General features: G+C 71.5%; 18 protein-coding genes. 8 read left to right on the top strand and 10 right to left on the bottom strand.

Annotated features, from left to right (window positions below):
• Positions 1 to 13: 13 nt before the first annotated feature.
• The 3 genes from ABS41_RS08880 to ABS41_RS08870 are packed head-to-tail and all read right to left on the bottom strand — an operon-like array spanning position 14 to position 3,749.
• The gene (locus ABS41_RS08880) at positions 14 to 742 is read right to left on the bottom strand and encodes a DUF4159 domain-containing protein (RefSeq protein WP_290593037.1); all 729 of its coding nucleotides are present in this window, start codon (positions 740 to 742) and stop codon (positions 14 to 16) included.
• A gap of 22 nt (positions 743 to 764) precedes the next feature.
• A complete protein-coding gene (locus tag ABS41_RS08875) occupies positions 765 to 2,099 on the bottom strand; it encodes a TldD/PmbA family protein (RefSeq protein WP_290593035.1) in 1,335 nt (444 codons plus the stop codon).
• A gap of 21 nt (positions 2,100 to 2,120) precedes the next feature.
• Positions 2,121 to 3,749 (bottom strand): TldD/PmbA family protein, encoded by a 1,629-nt coding sequence (locus tag ABS41_RS08870; protein WP_290593032.1) that lies wholly within the window; start codon positions 3,747 to 3,749, stop codon positions 2,121 to 2,123.
• Between the two features lie 157 nt (positions 3,750 to 3,906).
• Between ABS41_RS08870 and ABS41_RS08865 the strand changes: the two genes are divergently transcribed.
• Together ABS41_RS08865 and ABS41_RS08860 are read left to right on the top strand one after the other, a co-directional pair.
• Positions 3,907 to 4,719 carry a DUF3014 domain-containing protein gene (locus ABS41_RS08865; RefSeq protein ID WP_290593030.1) on the top strand — a complete coding sequence of 271 codons (813 nt, stop codon included), beginning with the start codon at positions 3,907 to 3,909 and terminating at the stop codon, positions 4,717 to 4,719.
• 33 nt (positions 4,720 to 4,752) lie between these two features.
• Positions 4,753 to 5,583 (top strand): lipo-like protein, encoded by an 831-nt coding sequence (locus ABS41_RS08860; protein ID WP_290593024.1) that lies wholly within the window; start codon positions 4,753 to 4,755, stop codon positions 5,581 to 5,583.
• Here ABS41_RS08860 and bla read toward each other — a convergent pair.
• Positions 5,517 to 6,398: a subclass B3 metallo-beta-lactamase gene (gene bla, locus ABS41_RS08855; protein WP_290593021.1), complete on the bottom strand. Its 882-nt coding sequence runs from the start codon at positions 6,396 to 6,398 to the stop codon at positions 5,517 to 5,519. The two genes, ABS41_RS08860 and bla, sit on opposite strands and share 67 nt — an antisense overlap.
• 158 nt (positions 6,399 to 6,556) lie before the next feature.
• Here bla and ABS41_RS08850 point away from each other — a divergent pair, with 158 nt between their 5' ends.
• The 3 genes from ABS41_RS08850 (at position 6,557) to ABS41_RS08840 (ending at position 9,464) form a co-directional block, all read left to right on the top strand.
• Positions 6,557 to 7,687: a diguanylate cyclase gene (locus tag ABS41_RS08850; RefSeq protein ID WP_290593019.1), complete on the top strand. Its 1,131-nt coding sequence runs from the start codon at positions 6,557 to 6,559 to the stop codon at positions 7,685 to 7,687.
• A gap of 86 nt (positions 7,688 to 7,773) precedes the next feature.
• Positions 7,774 to 8,769, top strand: coding sequence for a methyltransferase (locus ABS41_RS08845; protein WP_290593219.1), 996 nt, complete (start codon positions 7,774 to 7,776; stop codon positions 8,767 to 8,769).
• On the top strand, positions 8,766 to 9,464 hold the full coding sequence (locus ABS41_RS08840) for a pseudouridine synthase (protein WP_290593017.1): 699 nt from the start codon (positions 8,766 to 8,768) through the stop codon (positions 9,462 to 9,464). Before ABS41_RS08845 ends, ABS41_RS08840 begins: the two co-directional genes overlap by 4 nt.
• Before the next feature lie 89 nt (positions 9,465 to 9,553).
• On the opposite strand, the gene ABS41_RS08835 is transcribed toward ABS41_RS08840, so the two are convergent.
• Positions 9,554 to 10,036: a YajQ family cyclic di-GMP-binding protein gene (locus ABS41_RS08835; RefSeq protein ID WP_290593015.1), complete on the bottom strand. Its 483-nt coding sequence runs from the start codon at positions 10,034 to 10,036 to the stop codon at positions 9,554 to 9,556.
• A gap of 207 nt (positions 10,037 to 10,243) precedes the next feature.
• Here ABS41_RS08835 and ABS41_RS08830 point away from each other — a divergent pair, with 207 nt between their 5' ends.
• A complete protein-coding gene (locus ABS41_RS08830; protein ID WP_290593013.1) occupies positions 10,244 to 10,897 on the top strand; it encodes an RcnB family protein in 654 nt (217 codons plus the stop codon).
• Between the two features lie 47 nt (positions 10,898 to 10,944).
• Here the strand turns inward: ABS41_RS08830 and dinB are convergent, their stop codons facing one another.
• Entirely contained in the window at positions 10,945 to 12,021 is a 1,077-nt protein-coding gene (gene dinB / locus ABS41_RS08825; protein ID WP_290593011.1) for a DNA polymerase IV, read from the bottom strand.
• 95 nt (positions 12,022 to 12,116) lie between these two features.
• Between dinB and ABS41_RS08820 the strand changes: the two genes are divergently transcribed.
• Positions 12,117 to 12,806 carry a sterol desaturase family protein gene (locus ABS41_RS08820; protein ID WP_290593009.1) on the top strand — a complete coding sequence of 230 codons (690 nt, stop codon included), beginning with the start codon at positions 12,117 to 12,119 and terminating at the stop codon, positions 12,804 to 12,806.
• On the opposite strand, the gene ABS41_RS08815 is transcribed toward ABS41_RS08820, so the two are convergent.
• Positions 12,787 to 13,659 carry a LytTR family DNA-binding domain-containing protein gene (locus ABS41_RS08815; RefSeq protein WP_290593007.1) on the bottom strand — a complete coding sequence of 291 codons (873 nt, stop codon included), beginning with the start codon at positions 13,657 to 13,659 and terminating at the stop codon, positions 12,787 to 12,789. The genes ABS41_RS08820 and ABS41_RS08815 overlap by 20 nt on opposite strands.
• 153 nt (positions 13,660 to 13,812) lie before the next feature.
• Here ABS41_RS08815 and ABS41_RS08810 point away from each other — a divergent pair, with 153 nt between their 5' ends.
• On the top strand, positions 13,813 to 15,003 hold the full coding sequence (locus ABS41_RS08810) for an acyltransferase family protein (protein WP_290593005.1): 1,191 nt from the start codon (positions 13,813 to 13,815) through the stop codon (positions 15,001 to 15,003).
• On the opposite strand, the gene ABS41_RS08805 is transcribed toward ABS41_RS08810, so the two are convergent.
• The 3 genes from ABS41_RS08805 to ABS41_RS08795 all read right to left on the bottom strand — a co-directional run bounded on the left by ABS41_RS08805 (position 14,953) and on the right by ABS41_RS08795 (position 17,363).
• A complete protein-coding gene (locus ABS41_RS08805; protein ID WP_290593003.1) occupies positions 14,953 to 15,960 on the bottom strand; it encodes a helix-turn-helix domain-containing protein in 1,008 nt (335 codons plus the stop codon). The genes ABS41_RS08810 and ABS41_RS08805 overlap by 51 nt on opposite strands.
• Positions 15,947 to 16,375 carry a hypothetical protein gene (locus tag ABS41_RS08800; RefSeq protein ID WP_290593001.1) on the bottom strand — a complete coding sequence of 143 codons (429 nt, stop codon included), beginning with the start codon at positions 16,373 to 16,375 and terminating at the stop codon, positions 15,947 to 15,949. Before ABS41_RS08800 ends, ABS41_RS08805 begins: the two co-directional genes overlap by 14 nt.
• A 109-nt stretch (positions 16,376 to 16,484) precedes the next feature.
• A complete protein-coding gene (locus tag ABS41_RS08795) occupies positions 16,485 to 17,363 on the bottom strand; it encodes a hypothetical protein (RefSeq protein WP_290592999.1) in 879 nt (292 codons plus the stop codon).
• Positions 17,364 to 17,380: the final 17 nt, after the last annotated feature.

The following is a 17,380-nucleotide window of genomic DNA, read 5'->3' as shown; positions in this document are numbered from 1 at the left end:
GCGAAACTCCGGGTCAGGCGGTGAGGGCGTACATCACGATGTTGACGGCGAACCGGGTGTTGTCCTCGGCGAGCCAGCGCTTGTTGCGCCAGTCGTAGTCCCATTCGCAGCCGTAGTCCTTGTTGCTGTAGAGCACGCCCAGGCGGCCGTCGATCTCGATGCCCTTGAGGTAGTCGTGCACCAGGTCGTCGCCCCAGCCATTGAGCTCGAAGCTGGTGGTGGGCGGGCCGTCGAACTTGAAGAAACTCGAGTAGAGGGGGTGGTCGTTGGGCAGCTTGCCCAGCGCCCGCGGGCCGAAGAGGCGCGCCATCTCGGCCTCGAAGCTCTTGGCGAACAGGCCGTCGATGTCGTGGTTGCAGTCGTCGACGAACACGAAGCCGCCGTTGCGCACGTAGCGCTCGAAGTTGCGGCGCTCGTCGGCGTTGAACTCGACCAGCTTGTGGCCCGAGAGGTAGCAGAACGGCGCCTGCAGCATGCGCGGGTCGGCCAGGGCCAGCACGTGTTCATTCGGGTCCACGCGCAGGCCGGTGTAGTCGATCAGCGAGGTGACCAGGTTGGCCGGCATGCGCTGGTCCACGTCCCAGTTGCCCGAGTCGTAGGCCAGGCGGGTGAACCAGAAGTCGTAGTCCGCGGTTGCCCTTGCAGGAGCGCCTTCAGGCGCGAAGCTTTGCGCGAACAGCTTCGGGGCTGAAGCCCCTCCTACAAAAGCGGAAAGCAGGGAGAGGAAGGCGCGGCGTTGCATGCGTTTCCCCTCCCGGCCCGGGTCACACCGCGTCGGAGAGCGAGGTGAAGGTGAAATCGCGCAGCTTCATCGGCGGGATCATCATGGTGAACGGCGATTCGTCGCCGCTGATGCGCACCGGCTTGCCGAGCTCCTCGATGTTGTTGAGCATGATCACCGGCGACTCGTTGAAGCGGAAGTTCTTCACCGGGTGCTTGATCTCGCCGTTTTCGATGTAGAAGGTGCCGTCGCGGGTGAGGCCGGTGAGCAGCACGGTCTGCGGGTCGACCAGGCGGATGTACCAGGTGCGGCTGACCAGGATGCCGCGCTGGGTGGACTTGACCAGGTCGGCGGTGGACTTGTCGCCGCCGGCCATCAGCAGGTTGCCCGGCTGGCCGATGGCGCGCACGCCCTTTTCCTTGGCCCAGAAGCGCGAGTAGTTCAGGAACTCGACCTTGCCGTCGCGGATGACGTGGTGCTTCTCGCGCGGAAGGCCCTGCTGGTCCCAGGGCATCACGGCGGCTTCCGGGTGCCAGGGGTCGGCGATGATGTTCACGCGCGGGTCGTAGACCTGCTCGCCCAGGCGCGTGCCGCCGCCCTTCTTCGACAGGAAGCTGCGGCCTTCGTCGGCCTGGCGCGCGTCGAAGAAGAACATCATGAAGCTGATCAGGCCCGCGGCCGCGGCCGGCTCGAGGATGACGGTGTACTTGCCCGGCTCGAGCGCCTTGGCCTCGGCGGAGTCGCGCGCCTTCTGGATGGCCACGGCGATGGCGTCGTCGGCGTCGAACCGGCGGATGTCGCCGGTGTTGCGCGTCACCCAGCCCGAGCCGCGACCGTCCTCGGTGCGCACCGTGCAGGTGTAGTCCACGTTGGTGGCGCGCTGGTAGCCGAAGTTGCCCTTGGAGTTGGCGAAGGCGAAGAAGCTCTGGCCGTCCTGCAGGAAACCGGCCGCGATGAGCTTGGCGTCCTTGCAGGGCGCGATCGACGCCGCGGCGATCTGGGCGCGCTGCTCGGGTGTCACCTCGGCCGTGGCCTGCACGAAGGTGGGCGAGGGCGTGTACTGCTGCTTGTCGATGGCCGGCATGTATTCCGGGTTCTCCGGCGCCAGGCGGGCCAGCTCCTCCGAGCGGCGCACGACGCGCTCGAGCGAGGCGTCGTCGAAGCTGTTGATGGTGGTCACGCCCTCGCGCCTGCCGAAGGCCGACTGCACGATCAGCATCGCGTTCGAGACGATGCCGCTGGTGGAGACGTCGTTGAGGGCGAAGCGGATGTTGCCCTCGATCGAACCGGTCAGCGTGGCCGTGCATTCGTCGGCCTGCGACAGCTTCATGACCTTGTCGAGGATCGCCTTGGCCTGTTCTTCCGTGTAGATGCTCATTGTCTAAGGCTCCTGCGCCGGTCAGCCGAGGTTGCGGGCGGTGTTGATGACGTTCATGCCGTCGAAGCGGGTGGTCGAGGCGCCGTGCGACACGGCCGAGACCTGGCCGGGCTGGCCCTTGCCGTCGAAGAAGCTGCCGCCGAGGCGGTAGTCGGATTCGTCGCAGATGGCCGAGCAGGCGTTCCAGAATTCCGGCGTGCGGATCTGGTAGGCCACGTCCTCGAGCATGCCCTTGATCTGGCCGTTCTCGATTTCATAGAACAGCTGGCCGCCGAACTGGGCGTTGTAGCGCTGCTGGTCGATCGAGAACGAGCCGTCGCCGATGATGTAGATGCCCTTTTCCACGTCCTTGATCATGTCGGCGACGCTGAGCTTTTGCTTACCCGGCGCCAGCGAGACGTTGGCCATGCGCTGGAACTGCACGCTCGACCAGGAGTCGGCGTAGCAGCAGCCGTGCGACTCGGCCTCGCCCAGGATGTGGGCCTGGTCGCGGATGGCCTGGTAGTTCACCAGGATGCCGTCCTTCACCAGGTCCCAGCGCTTGGTCTTGACGCCCTCGTCGTCGTAGCCGACCGCGCCCAGGCTGCCTTCCTGCACCTTGTCGGCGAACAGGTTGACGATGTCGTTGCCGTACTGGAACCGGTCCTCGCGCTTGTCGAGCGTGGCGAAGCTGGTGCCGGCGTAGTTGGCCTCGTAGCCCAGCACGCGGTCGAGCTCGAGCGGGTGGCCCACGTTCTCGTGGATGGTGAGCCACAGGTTGGTCGGGTCGAGCACCAGGTCGTACTTGCCGGGCTTGACCGAGGGCGCGGCGAGCTTCTCGCGGGCCTGCTCGGCGGCCAGGCGCGCGTCCTCGACGATGTCGTAGCTCAGGCCGTAGTTGACCACGCCGTTGGGCGAGACGAAGCGGTGTTCGGGCTTGCCCTCGAGGTATTCGTAGCCCATGCCCATCGGCGAACCCAGGCCGTCGCGGGTGCGGAACTTGCCCGTGGCCTTGTCCACCGCGGTGACGGTGAACGGGGCCCAGATGCGGTGCACGTCCTGGTCGATGTAGCTGCCGTCGGTGGAGGCGAAGTACTTCTGCTCGTTGACCAGGAACAGGGTGGAATTGACGAAGTCGGCGCCGGCCTTCATGGCCGCGGCGTTCACGCCCAGCAGCAGCTCGACCTTCTCGCTGATCGGCACCTGCATCGCGTTCTTCTTGATCGGGGTGGCCCAGCTGACCTCGCCGACGCCCTTCACCGGCGCCAGCTGCACCGGCGTGGTCTGCAGGCGCGAGTTGGCCTTGGCGATGGCGGTGGCCTGGCGCGCGGCGGCGGCGACGGCCGCGGTGCCGAGGTCGGAGGTGGCGGCGAAGCCCCAGGCGCCGTTGGCGATGACGCGCACGCCCACGCCGATCGATTCGGTGTTCACCACGTTCTGGACCTTGTCCTCGCGGGTGACCACGAACTGCTGCAGGTAGCGGCCCACGCGCACGTCGCAGTAGCTGGCGCCGGCGTCGCGGGCGGCCTGCAGGGCGGTGTCGGCGATGGCCTTCTTGATGGCGATGTCGAGCGTGCCCACCAGCTCGTCGGCGGCGATCACGCGCCCGTAGGGCAGCATGAGCCCGGCGATTCCCAGGCCTGACATCGTCAGGAAGTGGCGTCTGTCCATCAGGGTGCTCCAGTGCGGTCGGTGGGTCCGCCCGACTCTGGTGGCCGGGCCGGGGAACGGTCAAGTGACGAATGGCCTAGCCGCGCCGAAGCTTGCGTATCGCGGAACTTCAGCTTGGTGCGGGCAGTCTGGGAAAAGTGCCCCGTAGGAGGATGTGATGGCCAGGCGAATCAATCCCGGACCGCTGCTGGCGGTGGCTTTCCTTGGCGTGGCCGGCGTGCTGGCCTGGAAGTTCTACCCGCGCGGGGAGCCCGCGCCCGCCCCGGTGCAGGCCGCGCCCGCCGCCGTGGCCACGCCCGACGCCGCGCCCGCGGTGGAGTACCCCATCGAGGCCGTGCCCGTGCTGCCCGAGGCGCCCGCCGAGCCGCTGCCGGCGCTCGAGGACAGCGACGGCGCCGCCTGGGCCGCGCTCTCGGCCCTGCTCGAGGGCGGCGACCTGGCCCAGTGGCTGCTGCCCACCCACCTCGTGCAGCGGCTGGTGACCACCATCGACGCGCTGCCGCGCCGCGACATCAACCGCCAGGCCTATGCCGCCCGGCCGGTCGAGGGCGGCCTGGCCACCACCGAGGCCGCCGGTATGCGCTACCTCGATGCCGCCAACTTCGCCCGCTACGACGCCGCCGTGGCCACCTTCGAGCGCGTGGATTCGCGCGCGCTGGTTTCGGCCTACGTGCGCTTCTACCCGCTGTTCCAGCAGGCCTGGCGCGAGGTGGGCCCGCCCGGCAGCCAGTTCAACGACCGCCTGGTGGCGGTGCTCGACCACCTGCTGGCCGCGCCCGAGCCGCAGGGCCCGATCGCCCTGGTGCCGGCCGAGGGCAAGCCGCGCTGGGAGTTCGCCGACCCGCGGATGGAGCAGGCCTCGATCGGCCACAAGGCGCTCTGGCGCATGGGCCCCGACCACGCCACGCGGGTGAAGGCCAAGCTGCGCCAGCTGCGCGAACTGCTGGCCGGCCAGCGCCCGGCCGCCTGAGCGCGGCGCCGCCGGCCGCGCTAGGCTGGCGGCATGTCGCCCCTGCAAGCCATCGGCCGGCGGCTGGCCCGTTTCCTGGCCGAGCCGCGCGAGCGCAGCAGCCACCTGCCCACCAGCCCGCCCTGGCTGCTGGCGGCGACGCTGCGCCGGGGCGATGTCTTGCTGGTGGAAGGCAGCAGCCGCTTCGCCACCGCGGTCAAATACCTCACGCAATCGACCTGGTCGCACGCCGCGCTGTGCATCGGCGACCCGCTGGGCGCGGCGGCCTCGGCCGAGGAGCCGCACGTGCTGGTGGACGTGGACGTGGTCGAGGGCGTGCGCACCGTGCCGCTGTCGACGTTTTCGGGCCTGCACGTGCGCATCTGCCGGCCGGTCGGCCTGACCGACGAGGACCGCGATGCGCTGGTGCGTTTCATGCTCGAGCGCCGTGGCCGCATCAGCTACGACCTCAAGAATATCCTCGACCTGGCCCGCTTCCTGGTGCGCACCCCGCCGGTGCCGGGCTCGCTCAAGCGCCGCATGCTGGCGCTGGGCAGCGGCGAGCCGACCAAGGCGATCTGCTCGAGCCTGCTGGCCCAGGCCTTCGCGTCGATCCGCTACCCGATCCTGCCGGAGATCGAGGTCGTCGACGATGGCAGTGCCCAAGGGCGGCGCGCGCGCCGGGAAATCCTGCACATCCGCCACCACAGCCTGTATGCGCCGCGGGATTTCGACGTCTCGCCCTTTTTCGCGGTGGTCAAGCCGCGCCTGGCCCGGGGATTCGACCACCAGGCCCTGGAATGGCACCGCCCCGTGGATCAGTCCGCCGCGCCGGCCTCCGATTCGAGCCTGCGCCGCAGCCAGTCCTCGCCGCCGGCGGCGTAGGCCGCGCAGGCGCCGGGGTCGAGCAGGGCATTGCGCGCCGGATCGGCCTCGCGCGCGGCGAGCTTGTCGAACAGCCCGGAAAAACCGGGGTGCGCCGACACCAGCAGGTCGCAGGGCAGGGCGGCGACGCGGGCGATGCTGGCGCGCAGGGCCTCGACGCGCGCCGGCTCGTCGGTGAAGCGGTAGCCCGGCGCGGAAACGGCGGTCAGGCTGTCGGCGAAAACCAGGTCGCGGCAGTCGCCGTCCTCGCAGCTGCGCCAGGTCCAGGTGCTGCCGCCGGGCGCGTGGCCGGGGCTGGCCTGAAGGGTGAAGGTGGTGCCGCCGAGCGTGAAGGCGTTGCCGTCGGCCAGTTCCTGCACGTCGCGCACCGGCGGGTAGCCGTTGGCCTCGTCGCCGAAGCCCGCCTGCGGGTCGTCGTGCGCGGTCGAGCCGCGCCGCAGCGCGCGGGCGCCCTCGGCGGTGGCCAGCACCGGCGCGCCGCTCAGGCGCTGCAGGGCCGCCAGGCCGCCGGCATGGTCGAAATGTTCGTGCGAATTGAGCAGGTAGCGCACCTGGTCCATGCGAAAGCCCAGCGACTCGACGTTGGCGGCGATCAGCGGCGCCGACTGCGGCAGCCCCCCGTCGATCAGCACCAGCCCCTCCGGGGTCGCGACCAGGACCGACGACAGGCCGCGGGTGCCCACGTACCAGCTGTCGCCGTGCAGCCGGAACGGCGCCTGGGCTTCGTTCCAGCCGGCGCAGGCGCTGCAGTCGATGGGGGTGGTGTCGGCATTGGCAAGCGCGAGGCCGAGGGTAAGCAGGAGGCTGGCAGACATCGGGTGGCTCCGGTGGAAGGGTGGGGCGCAGGCTGCGCGCCGGATGCGGCCATTGTGTGGCCCCCGGGGGGCGATTTGCGGGCAGGGCCCCGGCCCGCTTGACTGGCGCGGTGCCCTGCCGGAACGTGGGCGGCCATGAGCCCCGGCGATCGCCAGGCATGAGCACGAACGGCCCCGCCGTCGGGTCGTCGAGCCTGCGCGCCTGGCGCATTTCGCAGATCGTCGCCGATACCTACGACCGCTCGAAGTTCGCCGGTTTCCTGTACCTGTTCGGCTGGGTGGTGGTGGGCTGGCTGGCCGACGCCCACGAGATGGCGCCCGTGCCGGCATTCGCGATGGTGGCGGCCTTCCTGGCCCTGGGCGTGCTGCGCCTGGCCATGCGCCCGCCGCCGCGCGAGGACGAGGCCGCCAACCGGCGCTGGCTGCGCCGCTATGCCTGGGTGCTGCCGCTGGCGCCGCTGGCCTGGTCGGCGGTGCAGGCCTGGCTGCTGCTCGATCCGCGGGTCGACCCGCAGGTGAGGATGGTCTCGCTGGTGGCGACCATCGGTTACGCCACCGTCTTCGTGAACGTCTACACCACCGTGCGGATGTTCGGTGCCGTCGGCGCCACCGCGCTGTTCCTGCCGCCGCTGGTGCTGCTCTGGGCCGACCCCTCGCAGCGTGCGCTGGCGGTGGCGCTCACCTTCTACGCGCTCTACCTGGCGGGCGCGCTGGTGCGCACCCATGCCGAGTACCGGCGCCGGCTGGAGCTGGACATGGCCCTGCGCGAGCAGCGCGACCTCTACGAGGGGCTCAGCCGCACCGACCCGCTGACCGGCCTGGCCAACCGCCGGGAGTTCACCGCGCGGCTCGACCAGCTGGCGCTGCAGGCCGCCCACGGTGGCCCGGGCTTCAGCCTGGTCGTGCTCGACATCGACCACTTCAAACAGGTCAACGACCGCCACGGCCACGTGGCCGGTGATGCCTGCCTGGTCGCGCTGGCCGACCGGCTGCAGCGCGCGTTCGCGCCGCATCGCGCGCTGATGGCGCGGCTGGGCGGCGAGGAATTCGGCGTGCTGGTGGAGGGCGAGGGCGGCGTCGCGGCCGAGGCGGCGCAGGCCCTGCGCCGGCAGCTCGCCCACGAAGCGCTCGACTGCGCCGGCGCGCGCGTGCCGCTGACCGTGAGCATCGGCGTGGGCCGCTTCGACCCGCTGCGGCACGGCGACGGCGAGGGCCTGTACCGGGCCGTCGACCGCGCGCTGTACGCGGCCAAGTCGGCCGGACGCGACCGCGTGGCGGTCGACGCCTGAGCCCGCGCTAGACTTGCGGCCCCACGCCGCCCGCGAGACCCGACTTGTCGCCAGCCCACGCCGACCCCGCGCTCGACACCCTGCTGATGGTGCCGGATTCCGGCGCCGTCGCCTGGCCGCCGCCGGGCGGAGCGCTGTTCCTGCGCGCGCGCACCGGTCCGGCGCTCAACGCCGCGCGCGTGCACCGGCCGGTGTGCGAGCAGGGCTTCAAGCCCTTCGCCGACGCGCTGGCGCGCGACGGCTTCGAGGTGTCGGGCGAAAACCTGGGGCGGTTCCCGCTGGTGATGCTGCTGGCCCCGCGCCAGCGCGAGGAAGCGCGCGCGCTGCTGGCCCGTGCCGTGGCGCAGTGCGAAGCCGGTGGCGTGGTGCTGGCCTGCGCGGCCAACAAGGAAGGCGCGCGCACCATGCAGGACGACCTGGCGAAGCTGGCCGGCCCGGTGCAGGTGCTGACCAAGAACCACTGCCGCGCCGCGTGGACGGCGCCGCTGGGCGAGGCGGTCGATCGCGAGCTGCTGGCGCAGTGGCTGGCGCTGGATGCGCCGCGCCCCATCCTCGATGGCCGCTTCGAAAGCCGGCCGGGCCTGTTCGCCTGGGACCGCATCGACGCGGCGTCGGCGCTGCTGGCTGCACACCTGCCGACCGACCTGGCCGGCCGGGGCGCCGACCTCGGCGCCGGCTGGGGCTACCTGGCCAGCGAGGTGCTGGCGCGCTGCCCGGGCGTGGCCGGGCTCGACCTGTTCGAAGCCGAGGCGCGCGCGCTGGAACTGGCGCGGCGCAATCTCGCGGGCGCGCACGTGCCGGTGGCCTTCCACTGGCACGACGTCGTCGCCGGCGTGCCGGGCACCTTCGATTTCATCGTCACCAACCCGCCCTTCCACCAGGGCCGGGCCGACCTGCCCGAGCTGGGCCAGGCCTTCATCGCCACCGCGGCCGCGGCGCTGCGCCCGGGCGGGCGGCTGCTGCTGGTGGCCAACCGGCACCTGCCCTACGAGCAGGCGCTGGCGCGCGGCTTCGGGCAGGTGCGCAAGCTCGCCGACGAAGCGGGGTTCAAGGTGGTCGAAGCCCGCAAGGTGGCCGCATGAAGCTGGTGAAACTGCTGGCCAACCTGGGCTACGGCAGCCGCAAGCAGGTGGCGCTGATGTTCCGCGAGGGCCGCGTCACCGATGCGCACGGCGAAGTGCTCTACGCCGACGACGTGGTGGCGCACGAAACCATCCGCGTCGACGACGAGCCGCTCGATCCGGCGCCGGGCCTGTTGCTGCTGCTGCACAAGCCGGTGGGCTACACCTGCTCCACCAAGGACCCGGGCCGCGTGGTGTACGACCTGCTGCCGCCGCGCTTCCGCCTGCGCAACCCGGTGCTGTCCACCGTCGGCCGGCTCGATCGCGACACCTCGGGCCTGCTGCTGATGACCGACGACGGCGCGCTGCTGCACCGGATCATCTCGCCCAGGTCGAAGCTGCCCAAGGTGTACGAAGCGACGCTGGCCCAGGACCTGCGCGGCGACGAGGGCGCGGTGTTCGGCGCCGGCACGCTGATGCTCGAGTCGGAAACCACGCCGCTGGCGCCCGCCGGCTTCGACGCCCTGGGCCCGCGCCACGCGCGCCTGGTGCTGCACGAGGGCCGCTACCACCAGGTGCGGCGCATGTTCGCGGCGGTGGGCAACCACGTCGAGGCGCTGCACCGCACGCACATCGGCGGGCTGGGGCTCGAGGGCCTGCACCCCGGCCAATGGCGCATCGCCACCGAAGAAGACCTGGCCAAGCTGTGGCATTGAGGCAGGGGTCGGAGTCAATTTTGCGGGCCGGATCCGGCCCGGTTCGCGACCACTGCCCGCAAAATTGACTCCGACCCCGGGCCTTCGGATCAGTCGCGGAAATTCTCGAACTGCAGCGGGATCTCGAGGTCGGTCTTCTTGAGCAGGGCGATGGCGTCCTGCAGGTCGTCGCGCTTCTTGCCGGTGACGCGCAGCTTGTCGCCGTTGATCTGGGCTTCGACCTTGAGCTTGGCTTCCTTGAGGGTGGCGACGATCTTCTTGGCCAGCTTCTGCTCGATGCCCTGCTTGATGGTGATCTTCTGCCGGGCCTGGGCCAGGTTCACCTCCGGCTCGGCCACGTCCAGGCAGCGGATGTCGATGCCGCGGGCCACCAGGCGGCCGCGCAGGATGTCGAGCATCTGCTTGAGCTGGAAATCGCTGGGCGCCTTCTGCGTGACCACGAAGCCATCGAGCTCGAAGCTGGCGTCCTGGCCCTTGAAGTCGAAGCGGTTGCCGAGTTCGCGGTTGGCGGTGTCCACGGCGTTGGTCAGTTCGTGCTTGTCGACTTCGGAGACGACGTCGAAGGAAGGCATGGCGCTCGATCCGTTGGGGTAGGGCCCGGATTCTAGCCGAGCCGGCGCAGGCGTTCAGCAGGCTGAATGCGTGGCGAGGCTTCACGCCGGGGCAACGGAGGATTCAAGGGCAATTCAGTGCCGCGGAGACAACCATGCGCCCCGTGGACGGCATCCGCCGCCCACGGCCGCTCCCCGAGGGTTACGACGATGAAGAAGATTATGGTGTTGTCCCTGGCTGCCCTGGTCGCCGGCGCCGCCGCGCTGCCGGCGCAGGCCGACGACCCGCGCCTGAGGGGCGTGGCCGCGGCGATCGCCGCCAGCAACGACGAAAACCGCGACTGGCGCGAGGATCGCCGCGAGCACCGTGGCGAGCGCCGCGAGGACCGTCGCGAAAACCGCGGCGACCGCCGCGACGACCGCCGTGACTGGCGCGCCGACCGCCGCGATGACCGTCGCGACCACCGCGGCGACCGCCGTGATGACCGCCGCGACTGGCGCGCCGACCGCCGCGATGACCGCCGCGACTGGCGCGACGACCGCCGTGACGACCGCCGCGACTGGCGCCATGACCGTCGTTACGACCATCGCTACGCCCGCCACGACGACCGTCGCTGGCGCGGCAACTACTGGCGTCCGGAGTACCGCTACCGCCCGACCGTGCGCTACGTCTATCCGCCGGGCTACCGCGCCTACCGCTGGCAGGTGGGCCACCGCCTGCCGCCGGCCTACTACGGCCGCCCGTACTACGTGGACTATCGCCACTACCGCCTGCCGCCGCCGCCCTACGGCCACCGCTGGGTGCGCGTGGACCGCGACGTGGTGCTGGTCGCCATCACCACGGGCCTGGTGCTGGACGTGCTCTACGACCTGTACTACTGAGCCGGGTCGCGTTGTGAATCGAAAGGGGCCGGCCACGCCGGCCCCTTTCATTTGGGCGGGTCGAACAGCCCGGCCTGGGGCGGCATCTCGTCGTGGTGGCGGAAGTTGGCCAGGCCCACGCCCACCAGCCGGTAGCGCGTGCGTGCCGGCAGCTCCACGCGCTGGCGCAGTTCGAGCGCGATGGCGGTGAACTCCTCGAGCGTGCCCGGCGGCACCGGCGGCGTGAGGCTGCGGGTGAGGATGCGAAAGTCCGACGTCTTGAGCTTGAGCACCACCGTGCGCGGACTGCGGTCGGTTTCGCGGCGGGCGGCCAGCCAGGCTTTTTCCGCCAGCCGGGTGATGGCCTCGCCGGTGTGTTCGAGCGGCAGGTCGGTTTCGAAAGTGTCCTCGGCCGAGACCTGGGTGGTCGGGCGCTCGGACTGCACCGGGTGCTCGTCGATGCCCAGCGACAATTCATGCAGGCGCCGGCCCCAGCGGCCGAAGCGGCGCTCGAGCGCGGCCGGGCCGTGTTCGCGCAGCTGGCCGACGGTGCGGATGCCGAGGGCCGCCAGGTTGGCCTCCATCACCCGGCCCACGCCGGGCAGGCGGCCCACCGGCAGCGGCGCCAGGAAGGCCATCACCCGCGCCGGCTTGAGCACGAACAGGCCGTCGGGCTTGTTCCAGTCGCTGGCGATCTTGGCCAGGAACTTATTGGGCGCCACGCCGGCCGAGGCGGTGAGCGCGGTTTCCTCGCGGATGGCGGCGCGGATGGCCTCGGCCACGGCGGTGGCGCTGCCCAGGCCCAGCTTGTCGTGGGTGACGTCGAGGTAGGCCTCGTCGAGCGAGAGCGGCTCGATCAGGTCGGTATGCCGGGCGAAGATCGCCCGCACCTGGCGCGAGACGGCTTTGTAGCGTGCGAAATCCGGCGGCACGAACACCGCCTGTGGGCACAGCTTCTCGGCCCGCAGCGCCGGCATGGCCGAGCGCACGCCGAACTTGCGCGCCTCGTAGCTGGCCGCGCACACCACCGACCGCGCCCCCCGCCAGGCCACCACCACCGGCCGCCCGCGCAGCGACGGGTCGTCGCGCTGCTCCACGGACGCATAGAACGCGTCCATGTCCACATGCACGATCTTCCTGCTCATCCCGCCCGCCTTGAAATGGGGTCGGGGAACATTAACGCTTCAATCGCGGGATTAAAGCGTTAATGTTCCCGGACCCCAATCGTGGAGAAGGGCGGGTGGACGGGTTGCCGGCGGCGGTGGAGAGGTATCGGGCGGAGTACCGGGCGACGGAGATCCCGGCGCACTACAGCGGGACGGCGCATGCGCTGTTCACGTTCGGGGTGGTGCCGCTGATCCTGGCGGCCTGCCTGCTGCAGCTCGAGGCGGTGTCGTGGCGGGAGTGGCTGGTCGTGCCGGCCTCGCTGGTGTACGCCAACCTGGTCGAATACGTCGGCCACCGCTGGCCCATGCACCGGCCCTTCCCCGGGCTGGGCCTGATCTACAAGCGCCACGCCGGCCAGCACCACCGGTTTTTCACCCACGAAGCGATGCTGGTCGAGTCGCGCCGCGATTTCCGCGTGCTGCTGTTCCCGCCCGTGCTGGTGGTGTTTTTCTTCGGCGGCTTCGCGGCGCCGGTGTGGTTCCTGCTCGAGGCCTTCGTCTCGGCCAACGTGGCCTGGCTGTTCGTGGCCACCGGCATCGCCTACTACCTCAACTACGAGGTGCTGCACACCGCCTACCACCTGCCCGACAGCCACTGGCTGGCGCGCATCGGGCTGGTGCGGCGCCTGCGCTGGCTGCACCAGGCGCACCACGACCCGCGGCTGATGGCCAGCCGCAACTTCAACATCACCTACCCGCTGGGCGACTGGCTGCTGGGCACCCTGCACCGCCCGCGCGACGGGGCTACTCGGTCCGCTCCCTGAGCGCCGCGCGGTAGCGCCGGCTGCAGGGCAGGGTGCTGCCGTCGCGCAGGTGGATGCGGGCGTCGCCGGTGTCCAGCGGCTCGATGCTGGCCACGTGGTCGAGGTTGACCATGTAGCTGCGGTGCACGCGCAGGAAGCGCGCCGGGTCCAGCCGCTGCTCCACCGCCGCCAGGGTCGAGCGCAGCGGGTATTCGCGCCCGCGCACCCGCAGGTTCACGTAGTTGGCCGAAGCCTGCAGCGACTCGATGTCGTTGGCCGCCACCAGGAATTCACGCCCCAGCTTGCGCACCAGGAAGCGCTCGGGCCGCTCGACCGGCGCCTCCGGCGGGGCGTCGTCGGGCGCGTCGAGCAGCCGCGCCTCGCCCTGCAGGCGGCGCAGGATGAAGCGGTAGCCCTCGATGATCAGCGCGAACTGCAGGAAGGTGCGGCCGTCCTTGAGGTACTCGTACAGCAGCTGCCGGCCCCAGGGGCCAAAATCGTAATCGGCGCCGGCCAGCGCGTAGACCGCCTCGCGCAGGCCCACCATGCCCAGCACGTGCAGCAGCGAATAGAGCACGCTGCCCAGCAGCCAGGCCGGCAGGGTGCGCGCCAGGGTGTCGAGGTGCAGCGGGAAGGCGCGGGTCCAGGCCGCGATCGCCGGCACCAGGGCCAGCACCACCAGGTGGCTGCTGACTTCCCAGACGGCCGGCTCCATCGGGTGGTGGGGCAGGCCGGCCCGGCGCATCTCCATCCCGACCACCAGGGTCTCGGCGATGGCGCCCAGGCCGATCAGCGTGATCCAGCTGCCCCATTCCACCCAACGGCGCCAGGGTTGGTATCGCTGGTAGGCGCTGGCGGGTGCAGGTTCGGACATGCCCGCATTGTAGGCGCCGGCGCCCTGCGGCGGTCCCGTTTCGTCCCGCGGCTCCGCCGTTCGTCCCCGCCGGCCCGCGCGCCGTCCCCCGGCGCTGGGCGCGGCGAGGCGATGCCGCCCACGCTGGCCCGGCCAACGTCCCACGGAGCCCGCATGACCCGCCGCCACGACCTCGACGCCCTGCGCGTGATCGCCTTCGCCCTGCTCATCGCCTACCACTGCGGCATGCTCTACGTGCACGACTGGGGCTGGCACCTCAAGTCCACGCACACCTACGAGTGGCTGCAGTGGCCCATGGTGGCCATGAACCGCTGGCGCATGGACCTGATCTTCCTGCTCTCGGGCCTGGCCATCGGCCTGTTCCAGCCCGAGCGCCAGCCCGGCCGCTTCGCCCTGCTGCGCACCTGGCGGCTGCTGCTGCCGCTGGTGTTCGGCATGCTGGCCATCGTGCCGGTGCAGGCCTATTGCCAGGCCGTGGCCAACGGCGTGATCGAGCCCGGCTTCGGCGCCTTCATGGCCCGCTACCTGCAGCTCCAGCCCTGGCCCGAGGGCGGCTTCGACGGCGCCGAATACGGCGTCACCTGGAACCACCTGTGGTACCTGGCCTACCTGTGGACTTACACCATGGTGCTGGCGCTGCTGCTGCCCCTGCTGCGCAGCCGCGCCGGCCGCGGGCTCGCGGACTGGCTGGGCGCGCTGCGCGGTCCCTGGCTGGTGCTGGTGCCGGCGGCCCTGCTGGCCCTGTACATGAACACCCTGCTCGAGCCCTTCGGCAATGCGGAACGCGACCTGCTCAGCGACTGGTACCGCCACGCCGAGTACTTCACCGTGTTCCTGCTCGGCTACCTGCTGGCGCGCAGCGAGGCTTTCTGGAGCGAATTGCTGCGCCTGCGCGCGCCGCTGGCGCTGGCGGCGCTGGGCCTGGGCCTGGCGTACGTGCCGCTGCTGATGTCGGACCTGAGCTTCGACCCCATCGCGCTGGCGGCGATGCGCTGCCTGCGCGCGCTCTACGCCTGGACCGCGCTGCTGGCGATCCTGGCCTGGGGCCACCACCTGCTCAACCGGCCCTTCCGCTGGCTGCCCTACGCCAGCGAGGCGGTGTACCCCTGGTACGTGCTGCACCAGAGCGCCACCGTGCTGCTGGCCTACTGGCTGGTGCCGCGCGGGCTGCCGGTGTGGGTCGAGGCCCCGCTGGTGGTGCTGGGAACCCTGGCCGCCTGCGCGCTCGGCCACGAGCTGGTGCGGCGCGTGGCTTTCCTGCGGCCGCTGTTCGGGCTCAAGCGCCGCCGCGGCTCAGGGCGCGCGCAGGCTGAAGCGCTGCCGGTAGTCGGCGGGCGTCAGTGAGGTCGCACGCTTGAACAGCTTGCGGAAGCTCGAGGTGTCGCTGTAGCCGCAGCGCTCGACGATCTCCTCGAAGCTCAGCAGCGTCGTCTCCAGCAGCGCCTTGGCGCGTTCCACCCGCAGGTGCTGCAGGTGCGACAGCGGGCTGGCGCCGTAGTGCTGGCGGAAGTGCCGCAGCAGGCTGCGCTCGCTGGTGCCGCAGTGCCCGGCCAGCTCGGCGATGCTCAGCTCGCGGTGCAGTTCGCGCTGCAGGAAACCCTCGGCCTTCTCGAGCAGCGAGTGCCGGGGCCGCTCGGCCAGGGCGTGGCTGATGTAGGGCGCCTGGCTCTGGCGGTCGGGGTCGATCAGCATCATGCGCGCGGTGTGCTGGGCCAGCGCGGGGTCGGCCACCCGGGCCAGCAGCTGCAGCAGGTAGCCCATCACCGCCGTGCTGGCGCCGGTGGTGGCGATGCCGCCGTCCTCCACCACCAGGCGCTGCACGTCCAGCGACACCCGCGGGTAGCGCGCGCGGAACACGCCATCGAGCCACCAGCTGGTGGTGGCCCGGTGGCCGTCGAGCAGGCCGGCCTCGGCGAGCAGCAGCGCGCCGCAGCAGTTCGCCGCCAGCGGCACGCCGCGCAGCGACAGCGCCCGCAGCAGCTCGAGCTCGGGGCCGTAGCGGGCCAGCCGGGCCACCGCGTCGTTGGCGCTGGCGTGCATGTAGCCGGGCACGAGCAACAGGTCGAGCGCCTGGTCGGGCGAACGCACCGGTCCGAGCTGCATGCCGCCGGCGTCGGTCATGGTGGGCTCGCCGCGCGCGCCGACCAGCACGGTGGCGAAACGCGGCGGTGCCGCTGGGTTGCGCAGTTCGCCGAGCTTGTTGGCGATGCGCAGCATGTCCATCGGTGCGGTCAGGCCGGAGGCCAGCGCGCCGTCGAGCGCGAGCAGGCCGAGGGTGAAGGGCCGCTCAGTCGGTGACATAAATCGCTCCGGAGTTTTCGGCCAGCCACTCGCTCAGCGCGGCCGGCACCGTCAGCGCGGGCAGGCCGGCCGGCAGCGGCTGGTCGCAGCCGACCAGGCGCACCATGCCGGGATGACCCGACGGCAGCGGCGTGGCCGACGGCGCCACCAGGGTCGGGTGGCCCGCCGCGTCCAGGGTCAGCAGCCACAGGCCGCGGGGCGGCAATTCGCCGGCCCGGCAGGTTTCCGACACCCGCAGGCGCAGGTCCGCGCCCTCGGCCGGCAGCAGCCGCCAGCGGTGCTCGCGGCGGTGCAGGACGGCGTCGTAACGGGCTCCCTCGACGAACACGGCGTCATCGGCGGCCGGGCCGGTCGCCGGCGCGAGTCCGGGGAAGAAGGCGAGGGCGGACAGGGCGATCATCAGAAGGCGTTTCATGGCGTTCTCCTCGTGGCGGCCCGGGAACGCCCGGGCCAGGCACAGGTTCGCGCCGGCGGATTCGGCCCGTCAGTGGCTAAAACGACACCTTCAGGGCGAAATCGGCCAATCAGCCGCCGGCCGGGGCCGGACAGCCTTCCGGATAGTGCAGCCAGCCCGTCACCAGCCCGTCCGCGTTGAGCACGCGCTCGACCCGGCCGCAGTGCAGCACCGGCGGCGTGCCGCCGGCCGGCAGCCACAGCGGCGAGCCTTCGCCGGGCAGCTGGTCGTCGGCCGCCACGGCCTGCACCGACTCGATGTCGCCCTGGCCCAGGTCGATCACGCAGTCGAAGCGCGCGCCGCTGCTGTCGCGCAGGCGCACGCCGGCCAGGCCCTGGTTCATCGGCCAGGCCTTGGTGACGGCGTCGGTGGCGACGCCGCCGTCGTAGGCGCAGCGCAGCACGGAGGCGCCCAGGTCGGGCAGCAGGCGCGACCAGTCCTCGGCGGGCTTGCCCGCGGCATCGAAGGCCGGCGCCGCGCCCAGGTCGAGGCCGAACTCCACCGTGCAGCAGCCCGTGCCCTGGCGACCATCGGCGAAGCCCAGCACGGCGCTGTAGGGCATGGCGGGGCCGTCGGCCATGGTGTCGAAGCACTGCCCGGGCGAAATCACCGCGCCGGTGATCGCCTCGGGCTGGTCGGCGGGCGCGCCGCGGAAAGTGAAGGCGCCGCCCTCGGTGGCGCGAAGTTCGCCGGCCAGCGCGGTTTCGCCGTCGGGCGTCTTGAGCACGGCGCCGTCCACCACCGCGTCCAGCGCCCAGAACGGCTCGTTGCCGCGGCAAAGGAAGGCGCGCGGCACCTGGCCGGCGGGTGCAGCCGCGGCATCGGGGGCGGCCGCCTCCGGGGCGGGCGCGGGTTCGGGCGCCGGGTCGGGCGTGGCGACCGGTTCCGGGTCGCGCGAGCAGGCGGCGAGGGCGAGCAGCAGGGGAATCGCGAGCGCGTTGCGGTTCATGGCGGGCCTCCGGTGCG

The sequence above is a fragment of the Arenimonas sp. SCN 70-307 genome (assembly GCF_001724815.1).
Classification (GTDB): Bacteria; Pseudomonadota; Gammaproteobacteria; order Xanthomonadales; family Xanthomonadaceae; genus Arenimonas.
The sequence above is the reverse complement of the archived record's forward strand: the minus strand, read 5'-3'. Positions and strand labels throughout refer to the sequence as shown.

Coding starts and splice junctions, on each gene's coding strand:
- ABS41_RS08880 (WP_290593037.1), bottom strand. CDS start 742: ATGCAACGCCGCGCCTTCCTCTCCCTGCTTTCCGCTTTTGTAGGAGGG.
- ABS41_RS08875 (WP_290593035.1), bottom strand. CDS start 2,099: ATGAGCATCTACACGGAAGAACAGGCCAAGGCGATCCTCGACAAGGTC.
- ABS41_RS08870 (WP_290593032.1), bottom strand. CDS start 3,749: ATGGACAGACGCCACTTCCTGACGATGTCAGGCCTGGGAATCGCCGGG.
- ABS41_RS08865 (WP_290593030.1), top strand. CDS start 3,907: ATGGCCAGGCGAATCAATCCCGGACCGCTGCTGGCGGTGGCTTTCCTT.
- ABS41_RS08860 (WP_290593024.1), top strand. CDS start 4,753: ATGTCGCCCCTGCAAGCCATCGGCCGGCGGCTGGCCCGTTTCCTGGCC.
- bla (WP_290593021.1), bottom strand. CDS start 6,398: ATGTCTGCCAGCCTCCTGCTTACCCTCGGCCTCGCGCTTGCCAATGCC.
- ABS41_RS08850 (WP_290593019.1), top strand. CDS start 6,557: ATGAGCACGAACGGCCCCGCCGTCGGGTCGTCGAGCCTGCGCGCCTGG.
- ABS41_RS08845 (WP_290593219.1), top strand. CDS start 7,774: ATGGTGCCGGATTCCGGCGCCGTCGCCTGGCCGCCGCCGGGCGGAGCG.
- ABS41_RS08840 (WP_290593017.1), top strand. CDS start 8,766: ATGAAGCTGGTGAAACTGCTGGCCAACCTGGGCTACGGCAGCCGCAAG.
- ABS41_RS08835 (WP_290593015.1), bottom strand. CDS start 10,036: ATGCCTTCCTTCGACGTCGTCTCCGAAGTCGACAAGCACGAACTGACC.
- dinB (WP_290593011.1), bottom strand. CDS start 12,021: ATGAGCAGGAAGATCGTGCATGTGGACATGGACGCGTTCTATGCGTCC.
- ABS41_RS08815 (WP_290593007.1), bottom strand. CDS start 13,659: ATGTCCGAACCTGCACCCGCCAGCGCCTACCAGCGATACCAACCCTGG.
- ABS41_RS08810 (WP_290593005.1), top strand. CDS start 13,813: ATGACCCGCCGCCACGACCTCGACGCCCTGCGCGTGATCGCCTTCGCC.
- ABS41_RS08805 (WP_290593003.1), bottom strand. CDS start 15,960: ATGTCACCGACTGAGCGGCCCTTCACCCTCGGCCTGCTCGCGCTCGAC.
- ABS41_RS08800 (WP_290593001.1), bottom strand. CDS start 16,375: ATGAAACGCCTTCTGATGATCGCCCTGTCCGCCCTCGCCTTCTTCCCC.
- ABS41_RS08795 (WP_290592999.1), bottom strand. CDS start 17,363: ATGAACCGCAACGCGCTCGCGATTCCCCTGCTGCTCGCCCTCGCCGCC.